Origin of the sequence: Acuticoccus sediminis (assembly GCF_003258595.1) — a bacterium.
Taxonomy (GTDB): domain Bacteria; phylum Pseudomonadota; class Alphaproteobacteria; order Rhizobiales; family Amorphaceae; genus Acuticoccus; species Acuticoccus sediminis.
Map to the genome: position 1 here is coordinate 163400 of NZ_QHHQ01000008.1, position 13253 is coordinate 176652.

Genomic DNA, 13253 nt, shown 5'->3' on the forward strand with positions numbered 1-13253 from the left:
TGCGAGTGGCGGCGGGCCGTCGCGGCCGCCACTCGTTCCGGTCAGCGCTGGCCGACGAAGGTGCCGTTCGCCCGCCATCCGCGCTCGGACGCGTCGAACGATCCGATGACGCCCTGGGCGTGGGTCCGGGGACCGTCGACGAAGGCGCCGGTGACGTTGCCGGTCAGGCTCGGGAACTCGCCGCTCGTGTCGCCGCCGCTGACGCGGCCGCCGAACTGGTTCAGCGCCGAAGGGGCGTCCTGCATGCCGACCGCGCCGCCGAAGTTGCGCCCGTCGAAGTTGTTGAACTGGATGTTGCCGGCGCGCTCGCCGAAGTCGAAGTCCATCTTGACCTGACCGACGGCGACATAGTGCGCCGTGCCGGTCTCCGTCGCAGCGGCGACGTTGCCGACGGCGTGCCCGTTGAAGGTCGCCGAGCCGGAGGTGGGCATGTCGACCTGACGCGTCACGTCGCCGGCCGCCCAGGTGCCGAGGTGGACGAAGTCACGCCGCGTCTCGCCGTCGGCGACCTCGGTCTCCGTCTGCGTGCCCCACCAGCCCCATTCCAGGAACTTGCACTCGCACTCGGTGACCCCGGCGCTCTCGAAGAGCTCCTTCTGCGGCACCAGCGTCGAGGGGATCATGTACGTCGCCGGGCTCGTGCCGGCCACCTGGGGGGCGGACGTGCCGGCGTCGGTGGTGATCTTGGTGTCGGGGCTGCCGGGCCGGTTGTTGTAGCCGGCCTCGATCGCCGCATAGGTGTCGTGGTCGACGTAGGTCTCGGTGGTCGTGCTGCCGCGCACGATGGGCACGGCCGCCTCGGTCTGCCCGGTGATGTCGCTGCGTCCGGAGAGGTCGATCGTGCCGAGGCCGAACGGGACCTGCAGGGCCGCCACCGTGTCGTCGAGGTTCTGCGAGTCCTCGACGATGACGACGCCGCCGACGCCGGAGCGCTGCACCAGGGTCTGGAGCACGAACTGGCCGGTCTCCACCGACCGCATCGGGACCGCCCGGCCGTTGTCGGTCTCCATCATGCCGGCGGCGAAGCCCTCGAACTGGCCGACGACACGGTCGAACGCCGTCACCGGCGTCTCGCGCACCAGGTTGGCGAGAAGGCCGGTGCCGCTGGTCAGCTCGTTGTCGCCGAGGAAGCCGCCGCTCGACGGCTGCACGTCGACGAAGCCGACCGTCGGGTCGCGGAGCGGCTGTACCGCGTCGTCGGCGTAGACCTGATCGCCGTTCTGCGCCGCGCCTGTGCCGATGACGAAGGTCTCGCCGTTGGCGCCGTAGATCGTGCGCGGCTTGCCGTCGACGATGAAGTCGGCGTTGGAGATCGCGCCGGTCATCGCCGCCGCGCCGTAGTCGGACGAGACGCGGTAGGTGCCGCGGCGGCTGCCGATGGCGAACACGCCGGCATCGTCCGTGTCCTCGAACGTGCTGCTGACGAAGCCGACGCCGAGCGACAGCACCGAGCGCTGGTCGAAGCCCGAACCGCGGATGACGAGACCGGCCTGCAGGAAGCCCGGCTGCGCGCTGAAGTCGTTGGCGTCGACCATCAGCAGATCGGTGGTGCTCGCCGACAGGAGAGACCGGCCGAACTCGCGTGCCACGAGCGGATTGAGGAGCGGCAGCTGCGAGTTGAGATCCTGGCGCCGCCACTGCGGATTGGAGTCGATGCGGTAGGTGCGCACCAGCGGGTCGCGCTCGCCGGCCTCCGGGAAGAAGACGTCGAGCGGCGTCGCGACTCCGCCGTAGCCCGTGAACATCACCTGCTCGAACGCGCCGTTGGGCGTCGCCGGCTGGAGATAGTAGAGCACGAACCCGTCGGCGCGGCGGATCAGCAGGCCGTTCGACGGGTCGCCGTTGTTGAAGCCGAGCGTGTTGGACGGCAGGCGGAAGCGCCGGTCGCCCTCGGCCTCCGTGTACGGGAGCGAGGTGCCGCTTTCGGTGCGGATGCGGACGATCTCGCCTTCCTCGTTGCGCACATAGCTCGCCTCCTGGCGCACCGGATCGTTCACCAGCAGCGTCAGCGCGGCGGCAGCGCCCTCCTGGCCGGGGACGACGGGTGTGCGCGCGGAGCGCATCGTGAAGTCGTTCTCAGGCGGCGGAGGGGGCGGCGGCGGCGGAGGCGGGGGAGGAGGAGGCGGCGGGGGCGGCGGCTCGGCATTGTTGATCGCGTCGTCGCGGATGACGTCCGACGTCGCCTGCTCGACGATCGTCGTCTCGATCTGGTTGGTGACGGTCGGGATACCGACCTCGTTCTCTTCGGGCGCGAAGCCGCTGCGCACGATCTCCGGGCGCGGGCGCGGCAGCACCGTCACCGGGGCGAGGTTCGAGTTGGCGTCCGGGATGAGGCTCGCGACCACGTCCTCGTTGGTCGGGATGACCGTGGCGCCGCCGTTCCTGCCGGGGCGGCCGGACAGGCGGCTCTGCAGCCGCGACTGGTCGAGCCGCGAGGTCGGCACCGTCTCGACCGTCACGCCGGCCCCGGTGCCGAAGAAGGCGAAGGAGTAGCCCTTCTGGTAGATGCGCCGGCTCGGCCCGCCGCCGTCGGGGTTGAGCAGCAGCTCGTCGCCGAAGACGAGGGAGGCGGTGGCCGACGGGCAGCGCCCGTCGTCGAGGCAGGACGGCTCGAGGTCGATGTTGACGATGCCGCCGCGCACGCCGAGCGTTCCGACCGGCGTGCCGAAGCGCACCTGGCTGCCGGTCTTGGACAGCTTGCCGCCGACGAAGCGCAGCGCGCCCTGCGTCACCTCGGCCGCCAGCGAGCCGCTGCCGGTCGACGGGTTGTAGACGAACTCGTCGATCACCACGCGCGAGTTGGAGGCGATCGTGAAGGCCGACCCGTCCACGAACATGATCTGCGCCAGACCGTCGTTGGACGTGATGACGCGGTCGCGGAAGAGGATGTTGTCGCCGATCACCACGGTCTTGCGCACGGCGGTGCGCTCGACGTCGGTGCTCTGGTTGACGGCGGTGGTGACGCCGATGCGGTCCTGGGCCAGCGACGGCGCCGCGGCGAAGATCGTGGCGAGGGCGGTCGCGGCGAGGAAGGCCCGGCGGGGGGAGAAGGTGTGCGCCATCATCAGAACCTTCTGGAGAGACCGAGCGTGAAGATCGCGTTGGTGTACTCACGCGTGTCGTAGTTCGACGCCTGGTGGCGGATCTGGCTGGTGAAGAAGGCCGCGAAGTCGTGCTCCATCGGGACCGAGATGCCCGCCTCGGCCCACAGCGCGACGTCCTCCTCGGTGGTCCCCGGGTCGAGGACCGGGTCGGGACCCCAGTAGGGGCGGTAGGTGGCGCCGCCGGTCAGCGACAGCTCCCACGGCACGCTCCCCTCGAGCGGGCCGTAGTTGGGACCGAAGAAGCGGTAGGTGACGTTGCCGATGAGGTTGAGCTCGGCGAAGCTCTTGAAGTCCTCGCGGGCGTCGACGATGCGCGTGCCGAGCGCGAGCGAGGTGATCCACTGCGGCGACCACAGCCCCGTGATGCGCCCCGACGCGCGGTATTCCTGACCGGTCTGGAGACGCACGGTCGGGTAGTCGTCCGAGTTGTCGTAGTTGAGCGCCCGGACCTCGGCGCGCCCGTCGTAGAGGATGTTGTCGGCCAGCGAGCTCTGGAGGCGGACGCCCGCGCCGTAGGTGCCGGAGTACATCGAGTAGCCGAGCGCGTTGGCGCCGAGGATGCCGTAGACGCCGATGCGGGACGTATCGAGCCCCACGCGGCCGAGGCTGAAGGACGGACCGACCTGCGCCTCGATCAGGTTGAGGCTGAGCTGGTCCATGTCGAAGAAGACGCTGTTGTAGTTCGTCACGTCGACTTCGATCAGGTCGCCCTGGTTGCGAAGATCGTAGGAGAAGTGCACCCGGGCGAGGGAGAAGACGTTCCAGTCCGCAGTCGCCCGGGCGTCGTTGTTGAGGACGACGGGGATGCCGTTGACGACGACCGTGTCGTCACCGGGCGCGGCGTTGGCGTTGGTCTGGTACTGCACGCCGCCCACGACTTGCGCCGACATCACGAGCCGGCGGTCCTGCTTCGTGATCGCGCCGAGGAAGGATTCGACGCGCTCGCGCACCGGAGCGGGGAGGTTGGGCTGCGCGGCGACCGCCTCGAGGTAGCTGCGCGCCATGTCGCGCGCGCCGATGCGGTAGTAAAGGACACCGAGTTCGAGCTGCACGCGCGGCAGGTTCGGCGCGAAGACGAGGATGCGCTCCAGGGTGGCGATGGCGCCCTCGTAGTCGCCGAGCTTGGCGGAGATGAGGGCGTACTCGAACGCGACGTCGAGGTTGTCGGGGTCGTTGAGGGTGGCGAGAAAGAGCTGGTCGCGCCGCGCCTCCAGCGCCGATGGACCCGAGGTTCCCGTCTGCGCCGATGCCGCGCTGCACAGACTGAACACAACCATCAGCGCCAGAGCACGAACGAGCCAACCCCCGCGAAAAGTGCGGCGGCGGACCGTCGACGTGCCGATCATGGAAGACCCCTTCGCCAGGAACGCATATTCGTGCAATTTTCTACAGTCTAACTTGACACTATGGGCGCTCGAACACATCCAACATTCGGTCGTGATTCTGCGATCTGTTGCCCTGTGTCGCGTATAGGCAACAATTTGGGGATGACGGCGAGGTCGCCAGCCGATGCAACGCACCGTCGACGATGAAGATCTCGTCGCAGAGGCCCGTAATCGGCGCCGTTTGAAGCCGAATCGGTGGCGCCGCTCGCTCCGCCGGGTGGTGCCCCTGACGCTGATCACGCTGACCCTCGTGGTGATCGGCGTGCTCGTGCGGGTGGAAGATTATACCGCCCTCGAACGGCTGCGGACGATCGTGTTCGATGAGTACCAGAACCTGTCGCCGCGGGCCTTCGACCCGGACGCGCCGGTTCGCATTATTGCCATCGACGAGGAGTCGCTGCGCCGTGTCGGCCAGTGGCCCTGGCCGCGCAGCCAGATCGCGACGATGGTGGACCGGCTGACGGACCTCGGCGCCGCCGCCATCGGCCTCGATATCATCTTCGCCGAGCCGGACCGGATGTCGCCGGACAACATCGCCCGCCTGATGCCGGAGGGACCGGAGCGCGACCGTGTGGCCGCCGCGCTCCAGGGCGTGCCGCGCGGCGACGACATGCTGGCCGTGTCGCTCCAGCGGGCGCCGTCCGTGGTGGGGGTGCTGCTGGAAGCGGACTCCGGTCAGCAGCCGTCCTCCGACCGCGGCTTCTCGGACCCGAAGGCCGGCTACGCCTTCGCCGGCGACCCGCCGCACGATTTCCTGCCGAACTACGGGCAGATCAAGGGGCCTCTCCCGGCGCTGGCGCAGGCCGCGGTGGGCCTCGGCGCGCTCAACTGGCTGCCGGGGACGGACCAGATCGTGCGCACCGTGCCGCTGATGTTCCATGCCGGCGACGGCGTCTTCATGCCCGGCCTCGCGGCGGAGACGCTGCGGGTGGCGCAGGGGGAGACCGGCTTCGTCATCCGCTCCTCCAATGCGAGCGGGCAGACGGCGTTCGGCGCGGAGACCGGCATCAACGCCATCAAGATCGGCGCCTTCGTCGTCCCGACGACGCGCAACGGCAGCGTCCTCATGCACTACACCCCGCACGAGGACGCCCGGCACATCTCCGCCTGGCGCGTCCTGGACGGCGACGTGAAGCCGGAGGAGATCGCCGGGCGCATCATCCTCGTCGGTGCGACCGCGACCGGGCTCTTCGATCTCCAGGCGACGCCCATCGACGTCGCGATCCCCGGAATCGAGATCAATGCCCAGCTCATCGAGCAGATCGTCGCCGGCGTCTGGCTCGAGCGGCCGGACTGGGCGGACGGGATGGAGATCATCGTCTTCGTTCTGCTGGCGCTGCTGTTCGGCCTCGTGGCCGCGGTGCTCGCGCCGCAGACGGCGGCCGTCGTCGGCGTGACGACCATCGCGGTCGTCTTCGGGGCTAGCTACTGGGCGTTCACGCGCGAAGGTATCTTCATCGACCCGTCCTTCCCGTCGCTGGCGAGCGGGATCACGCTGTTCGCGATGACCGCGTGGGTGGCGGTGCGCGAGCGGGCGGACCGGCGCTGGGTGCGCCACGCCTTCAGCCGCTACGTCTCCAGCGACGTTGTCGAGAACCTCGCCGACGACCCGGCGCGCCTCACCCTCGGCGGAGAGATGCGGCCGATGACCATTCTCTTCACCGACATCCGCGGTTTCACCACCATCGGCGAGACGATGGATGCCGAGGCGCTGACGGCCTACCTCAACGCCTTCCTCACCGAGATGACGGGGGTGATCCTCGCCCACCGGGGGACCATCGACAAATACATGGGCGACGCGATCATGGCGTTCTGGAACGCCCCGCTCGACGACTTCGCCCACGCCGCGCACGCCTGCGAGACCGCCCTCAGCATGCTCGACGCGCTGGCCGCCTTCAACGCGTCGTCCGACCGGGACTTTCCCGTGACCGCCATCGGCATCGGCCTCAACACCGGCGTCTGCTGCGTCGGCAACCTCGGCGCCGACCAGCGCTTCGACTATTCGGTGATCGGCGACGACGTGAATGTCGCCTCGCGCCTGGAAAGCCAGACGAAGACCTACGGCGTGCCGATCCTCGTCGGTCCGCGCACGGCCGAGCAGGCCCGCCCCGCCGGCTACGTCTTCGCGCTCGTCGACAACGTCCGCGTGAAGGGCAAGACGGCGCCGATCGAGGTGTTCGCGCTGATCGGCGGGCCGAACCACCCGCCCTCCGAGGCGCTGGAGATCGCGGGGGAGGCGGTCGACGCGCTCGCGACCGCCGCCGAGGTTGGCGACACCACGGCGATGAACGACGCGCTCGAGACACTCGACGCCCTGGGCAGCACGATGCTCGACACCGTCGTCGCGATCTACCGCAGCCGCTACCAGCGGCTGATGCGCAGCGAAATCGGCGACATCGCGGCGACCGACTGACCCGGCGCGGCGCCATTCTTCGTCGGCAATCGAAAGGCCTGCGGCGCGCCGGTTGCGGCTTCGACCGGCGCCCCGATGCACCCCGGTGCGCGGCGTGCGCGATTTAAGGGCAACCGGGCATCTGGATTGGCGTCGAGACCCGGGGCCGAGGTCGCAATCCGCCTCGACGAAACGCCGGAGGCCGGTCCCAGCCGCGGCAACGACGCTCTCGTCGAGGCCCGGCCCGGCCTCGTGCCGGCCGTTGCCGGCGGGCTCGGCACCGGCGTCCTGCGCGCCGGCGCGTGATCGACCGGGAAAGCGAGGCCGTCCGGCGGCTCCGGCGATGCGGGGAGGGACGGCCGGTCCGCACCGTCCGCCGTGGCGAACGGCCCCCTGTTGGCATTGAGGTTGCAGTGCGTCCACCCACGCAACCCCGCCGGACTCACCTCCCGGCGCCCGGGCCGCGCAACACAGAATGGAGCACCGAAATGATGGACGTGTCCAAATTCCTGACGGGCGCAGCCGTCGCCCTCACCCTCGCCGTGGCGCCGCTCGCTGCCAGCGCGGCCGATCTCGCCGAGATCAAGGAGCGCGGCTACATGAACATCGCGACGGAGGACAACTACGCTCCGTTCGAGATCATGCAGGGCGACACGCCCACCGGCTTCACCCACGACATGGTCGCCGCCCTCAAGGAATACGCCCCGTTCGAGATCCACCAGGACATCCTGCCCTGGTCGGGCCTCCTCGCCTCGGTGCGCGCCGGCAAGTATGACGCGGCGATCACCGGCTCCATCATCTCGCCCGAGCGACTGCGCGTGTTCGACTTCGCCATCCCGACCGCGTCCGCGCAGCACTATTACATCAAGCGCGCCGATGAGGACCGGATCAACTCGATCGCAGACCTCGACGGGCTGACCGTCGGCGTCCAGGCCGGATCGGTGCTGCTGTCGCGCCTGCCCGAGCTCGAGGCCATGCTGAAGGAGACGGGCGGCTCCATGGGCCGGGTCGTCGAGTACACCTCGTATCCGGAAATCTACGAGGACCTGAAGAACGGGCGCCTCGACTACACCGTGAACTCCATCATCTCCGCCAAGAGCCTCATCAAGGAGCGCGGCGACGAGTTCGTCATCGGCGAGCCCGTCTCCGGCCCCGGCTTCCACGCCTATCCGGTGCCGAAGGGCAACGAGGAGCTGCTGGAGTTCGTCAACGGCTTCATCCTGGAGATGAAGGAGAGCGGCAAGCTCGCCGAGCTGCAGGAGAAGTGGTTCGGCCAGGCCTTCCCGGACCTCCCGGCCGAGCCGATCACCTCCGTCGAGCAGTACGAGAAGCTGATCTCGGTCGACTGATCCGGCCGGCGGGCAGGAGGCGGGACGGGTGACCGGCGCCGAATTCCAGATGCTCCTCTCGGGCGCGTGGACGACGATATGGATCTCCGCGCTCGCCATCCTCGGTGGCGTCCCCCTGGGCCTCGTGCTCGGCCTGGGGCGCGTCGCCGGGATCCCCGTCCTGTCGCAGGTGCTGGCGCTCTACATCTCCATCGGCCGCGCCACGCCGCTGGTGACGCTGGTGCTGCTCCTGTTCGTGGGGCTCCCGGTGATCGGCATCAACATCGACGCCGTCACCGCGGGCGTGCTCACGCTGCTCCTCAACACCGCGACCTTCAACGCCGAGATCTGGCGCTCGGTCTACGAGTCGTTCCCGCGCGGCCAGGTCGAGGCGGCCCAGGCGGTGGGGATGACGAAGCCGCTCATCTTCCGCCGCATCATGCTGCCGCAGATGTCGATGGCGGCCCTTCCGGGCCTCATGAACGAGGCGACGCTCCTCATCAAGGCGAGCCCGGCGATCGCCGTCATCGGCATCGTCGACCTGACGCGCGTGACGGATCGCATCTCGGCCCGCACCTACGAGCCGCTTCCGCCGATCATCGCGGCGGGCATCATCTACATGCTCATCATCGCCGGGATGGTGCGCCTGCAACGCATGCTCGAGAACCGGGCTGCGAAACGTGCCGTATGAGGCCCTGGCGTGAGTGACTGGGATATCGTCTTCCAGGAGTGGCCAAGGTTCGCGCGCGGCTTCTCCAACACGCTGATCCTGTTCGGCGTCTCTACCGTCGGGGCGTTCATCCTCGGGGCGATCCTCGTCAACGCCCTGGTCTCGCGCAACCCGTCGACCCGCGGCGCGGCGCACGTCTACGTCGACGGCATGCGGATGCTGCCGTTCCTGATCTTCGCCTACCTCCTCTACTACGGGCTTCCCTCGGTCGGGATCCGCATGTCGGCGTGGACGGCGGGGCTCATCGGCCTCGTCCTCTACCATGCGGCGTACGTGGCGGAGATCCTGCGCGGGGCATGGTCGCAGCTTCCCGCCGGGCAGACCGAGGCCGCACGGGCGATGGGCTTTCACGGCGCGAAGCTCTTCCTGCGGATCGTCCTGCCGCAGCTCGTGCTGGGGAGCGCGCCGATCCTCGGCAACCAGCTCATCTACATGTTGAAGGACACCGCTTTCCTGATGATCATCACCGTGCAGGAGCTGACCTATGCGGCGTCCTCGGTGCAGTCGATGTACTTCGTTCCGCTGCAGCCCTTCATCGTCGCGATCGCCCTCTACTGGGTGACGACGATGGCCATCGAAGGGCTCGTTTTCGTCGTCGGACGCTTTGCCAGGAAGAGGGGTCTCGGCCGTGCTTGACAGGACCGTACCGGCGCTCGAGGCCCGGCACATCTCAAAGACCTTCGGAGACCTCGAGGTGCTCCGCGACATCTCGCTGGTGGTGAACCCCGGCGACACGATCAGCGTGCTCGGCCCGTCGGGCTCCGGCAAGTCGACCATGCTGCGGTGCCTCAACTACCTGGAGACGCCGGACAAGGGGCAGGTCCTGCTCGGCGGCGAGCCCGTCGGGCGGCACCCCGACGGCAAGCTGATGAGCGACAGGGAGCTCGCCCGCAGCCGCGCCCGCATGGGAATGGTGTTCCAGAGCTTCAATCTCTGGCCGCACTTCACCGTGCTGCAGAACGTCATCGAGGCCCCGACGAAGGTGCTCGGCGTTCCGAGAAGCGACGCGGTGGCCCACGCCGAGATGCTGCTCGACAAGGTGGGCCTCGCCGACAAGCGCAACGTCTACCCCTTCGCGCTGTCCGGCGGTCAGAAGCAGCGCGTCGCCATCGCCCGGGCGCTCTGCATGAAGCCGGACGTCCTCCTCTTCGACGAGCCGACGAGCGCCCTCGACCCCGAGCTCGTCGGCGAGGTGCTCGCCGTCATGCGCGGCCTCGCGCAGGAGGGTATGACCATGGTCGTCGTCACCCACGAGATGAGCTTCGCCCGCGACGTGTGCGACGAGGTCGTCTTCATGGACCGCGGCGTCGTCGTCGAGCACGCGCCGCCGAGCGAGTTCTTCACCGACCCGAAGACCGAGCGGGCCCGGCGCTTCCTGGCCCGTTACGCCTGACGCGGGCGCTTCGCCTCCGACCGGGGAGGCGGTCACGCGTCGGGAGTCGGAGCGAGGGGAGTTCCCCCCTCGCGCTCCCCCCGTCTCGCCGACGGGCAGGCGTTCAGTTCGGATGGCTGAAGGAGCCAGCCGACCTGAACACCGGATCGAGCGTGTGAGGAGGGATGCGGCGGCCTCAAGCACCCGTCCTCCCCATGCTCGCTCTGCGAGCTGCGCGTGGGTCCGGGCGGGCACTTGACCCCGCCGCATCCCTCCGGCCGCGCGGGCCGGATGGGGGTCAGTGCTCCATCACGAAGTGCTCCGGGGCGACCTCGACCAGCGGCCGCTTCTCCGGCTCGTAGTCGAGCGGGCGCACCGTGCCCTTGATCTCGTCCGTCATCAGCGCCCGGCTGCCGTGCCGCTCCTCGGGATCGGCGATCGGCACGGCTTCGATGAGCTTCTGCGTATAGGGGTGACGCGGCGAGCCGAGCACGGCCGCACGCGGGCCGATCTCCACGATCTCGCCCAGGTACATCACCGCCACGCGGTGGCTCACCCGCTCCACCACCGCGATGTCGTGGCTGATGAAGACGTACGCGAGGCCGAGGTCGCGCTGCAGGTCGAGCAGCAGGTTCACGACCTGCGCCTTCACCGACGCGTCGAGCGCCGACACCGACTCGTCCGCGACGATCAGCGTCGGGTCGAGGGCGAGGCCCCGCGCGATGCAGACGCGCTGCCGCTGCCCGCCGGAGAACTCGTGCGGGAAGCGCAGGGCGTGGTCCGCGGAGAGGCCGACGCGCTCCAGCAGGTCGATGACCCGCTCCTCGGCCTCGACGGCGCTGGCGAGGCCGTGGACGCGGATGGGCTCGCTGATCGCCGCGCCCACGGTCTTGCGCGGGTTGAGCGAGCCGAACGGGTCCTGGAAGATCATCTGCATGCGCCGCCGGATGGTGCGCATCTCGTCCTGGCTCGCCGCCATCACGTCGCGGCCCTCGAAGGCGATGCTCCCGGCCGTCGGCTCGATGAGCCGCAGCAGCGAGCGGCCGGTGGTGGACTTGCCGCACCCGGACTCGCCCACCAGCGCCAGCGTCTCGCCGGCACGGACCTGGAACGAGACGTCCTCCACCGCGTGCACCTTGCCGACGGGCCGGCCGAGGAGGCCGCCGCGCACCGGGAAGCGCGTGACGAGGCCCGAGACGTCGAGGATCGGCTCGCCCCGCCGGTCGGGCTCCTGCGGCACCTCCACCGGCTCGGCCACGGTGAGATCGGCGAAGCGGCGCGGCGTCGTCGTCTCGCCGAGCGAACCGAGGCGCGGGACCGAGGCGAGGAGCATGCGCGTGTACGGCTCGCACGGGGCGGCGAAGACCTCGTGGACCTCGCCTTCCTCCACCTTACGGCCCTTCAGCATGACGACGACGCGGTCCGCGATCTCCGCCACCACGCCCATGTCGTGGGTGATGAACATCACCGCCATGCCGATCTCCTTCTGGAGGTCGGCGATGAGCGAGAGGATCTGCGCCTGGATCGTCACGTCGAGCGCGGTCGTCGGCTCGTCGGCGATGAGGAGCTTCGGCCGGCACGCCATCGCCATTGCGATCATGACGCGCTGCCGCTGTCCGCCGGAGAAGGTGTGCGGGTGCTGGTCGAAGCGCCGTTGCGCGTCGGGGATGCGCACCAGGTCGAAGAGGCGCAGCGCCTCCCTGCGCGCGTCCGAGGCCGACATGCCGCGATGGCGGCGCAGGGCCTCGGCGACCTGGAAGCCGGCCGTCAGCACCGGGTTGAGGCTCGTCATCGGCTCCTGGAAGATCATGCCGATGTCGGCGCCGCGCACGTCCCGCATCGCGCCGTCGTCGAGTGCGGTCAGTTCGCGTTCCTCCAGCGAGATCCGGCCCCCGATCCGCGAGACGCCCTTCTGCAGGAGGCGCATGATGGAAAGCGCCGTGACGGACTTGCCGGAGCCGGACTCGCCGACGACGGCGACGGTCTCGCCGGCGTCGATGTGGAACGAGACGCCGTCCACCACGGTGAGCCAGCGGCCCTCGGAGCGGAAGGCGACGGACAGGTCGTCGACCGTCAGGATCCTCATTCTTCACCCTTCAGGCGCGGGTCGATGGCGTCGCGCAGGCCGTCACCGAGGAGGTTGAGGGAGAACACCACGAGCAGGATGGCGATGGACGGGAAGACCGCGAGCCAGAACGAGTCGAGGATGTTCTCGAACCCTTCGCGGATCATGCCGCCCCAGGTCGGCGTCGGCGGGGAGACGCCGAGGCCGATGAAGGCGAGCGAGGCTTCGACGCGGATCGCCGTGGCGAGGTAGAGCGAGCCCATCACCAGGATCTCGGGGAGGATGTTGGGCAGGATGTGGCCCAGGATCAGGCGCCGGTTGGAAAAGCCGAGCGCGCGCCCCGCCTCCACGAACTCCCGTTCCTTGACCGAGATCGTCGGCGCCCGCGCGATGCGCGCGAACGGCGGGATGGCGGTGATCGCGATCGCGAAGATGAGGTTCTCCACCGAGGGGCCGAGCATCGCCACGATGAAGAGGCCGAGGATCAGCGACGGGAAGGCGAGGAGGACGTCCATGATCTGCATGAGGACGATGTCGATCGCCCCGCCATAGTACCCCGCGACCATGCCGATGACCGTTCCCACGACGAGCGCGAGGCCGATGGCGAGGAGGCCGATGGTGAGCGAGATGCGCCCGCCGTAGAGGATGCGCGAGAGCGTGTCGCGCCCGTAGTAGTCGGTGCCGAACCAGTGCTCGGCCGACGGCGGCTTCAGGCGCTGCAGGATGGACTGGTCGATGGGGTCGTAGGGCGCGATGTAGGGCGCCAGGATCGCCAGCAGGCAGACGAAGAGGAAGAGGCCGAGGCCCACCCACGACGTCTTGTTGGCGTTGAAGGCCTTGAGGAGGCCGGCGCCGAAGGCGCTCAGCATCCGCCGGA

At 69.3% G+C, this 13253-nt stretch carries 10 protein-coding genes; 6 read left to right on the forward strand and 4 right to left on the reverse strand.

Annotated elements, in window-relative coordinates:
• Positions 1-41: 41 nt before the first annotated feature.
• Both DLJ53_RS28295 and DLJ53_RS28300 read right to left on the reverse strand, forming a co-directional pair.
• On the reverse strand, positions 42-3065 hold the full coding sequence (locus tag DLJ53_RS28295; protein WP_111351582.1) for a FecR family protein: 3024 nt from the start codon (positions 3063-3065) through the stop codon (positions 42-44).
• Positions 3065-4381 (reverse strand): tetratricopeptide repeat protein, encoded by a 1317-nt coding sequence (locus tag DLJ53_RS28300; RefSeq protein WP_146620123.1) that lies wholly within the window; start codon positions 4379-4381, stop codon positions 3065-3067. The genes DLJ53_RS28295 and DLJ53_RS28300 overlap by 1 nt, the downstream gene beginning before the upstream one ends.
• A 289-nt stretch (positions 4382-4670) precedes the next feature.
• Here DLJ53_RS28300 and DLJ53_RS28305 point away from each other — a divergent pair, with 289 nt between their 5' ends.
• From DLJ53_RS28305 to DLJ53_RS28325, 6 genes are all read left to right on the forward strand, one after another.
• Positions 4671-6902 (forward strand): CHASE2 domain-containing protein, encoded by a 2232-nt coding sequence (locus DLJ53_RS28305; protein ID WP_162409634.1) that lies wholly within the window; start codon positions 4671-4673, stop codon positions 6900-6902.
• Between the two features lie 126 nt (positions 6903-7028).
• Positions 7029-7187, forward strand: a complete 159-nt coding sequence (locus DLJ53_RS35340) for a hypothetical protein (RefSeq protein WP_162409636.1) — start codon at positions 7029-7031, stop codon at positions 7185-7187.
• Positions 7188-7369: 182 nt separating this feature from the next.
• A complete protein-coding gene (locus tag DLJ53_RS28310; protein WP_202913402.1) occupies positions 7370-8230 on the forward strand; it encodes a transporter substrate-binding domain-containing protein in 861 nt (286 codons plus the stop codon).
• A 28-nt stretch (positions 8231-8258) separates the two neighbouring features.
• The gene (locus tag DLJ53_RS28315) at positions 8259-8900 is read left to right on the forward strand and encodes an amino acid ABC transporter permease (RefSeq protein ID WP_202913403.1); all 642 of its coding nucleotides are present in this window, start codon (positions 8259-8261) and stop codon (positions 8898-8900) included.
• A gap of 9 nt (positions 8901-8909) precedes the next feature.
• Positions 8910-9575, forward strand: a complete 666-nt coding sequence (locus DLJ53_RS28320; protein ID WP_111351585.1) for an amino acid ABC transporter permease — start codon at positions 8910-8912, stop codon at positions 9573-9575.
• On the forward strand, positions 9568-10332 hold the full coding sequence (locus tag DLJ53_RS28325) for an amino acid ABC transporter ATP-binding protein (protein ID WP_111351586.1): 765 nt from the start codon (positions 9568-9570) through the stop codon (positions 10330-10332). Before DLJ53_RS28320 ends, DLJ53_RS28325 begins: the two co-directional genes overlap by 8 nt.
• Positions 10333-10609: 277 nt before the next feature.
• Here DLJ53_RS28325 and DLJ53_RS28330 read toward each other — a convergent pair whose 3' ends face one another.
• Together DLJ53_RS28330 and DLJ53_RS28335 are read right to left on the reverse strand one after the other, a co-directional pair.
• Complete coding sequence (locus tag DLJ53_RS28330) at positions 10610-12397, reverse strand: ABC transporter ATP-binding protein (RefSeq protein ID WP_111351587.1); 1788 nt, start codon at positions 12395-12397, stop codon at positions 10610-10612.
• Complete coding sequence (locus tag DLJ53_RS28335; protein ID WP_211100700.1) at positions 12394-13245, reverse strand: ABC transporter permease; 852 nt, start codon at positions 13243-13245, stop codon at positions 12394-12396. Before DLJ53_RS28335 ends, DLJ53_RS28330 begins: the two co-directional genes overlap by 4 nt.
• Positions 13246-13253 lie beyond the last annotated feature (8 nt).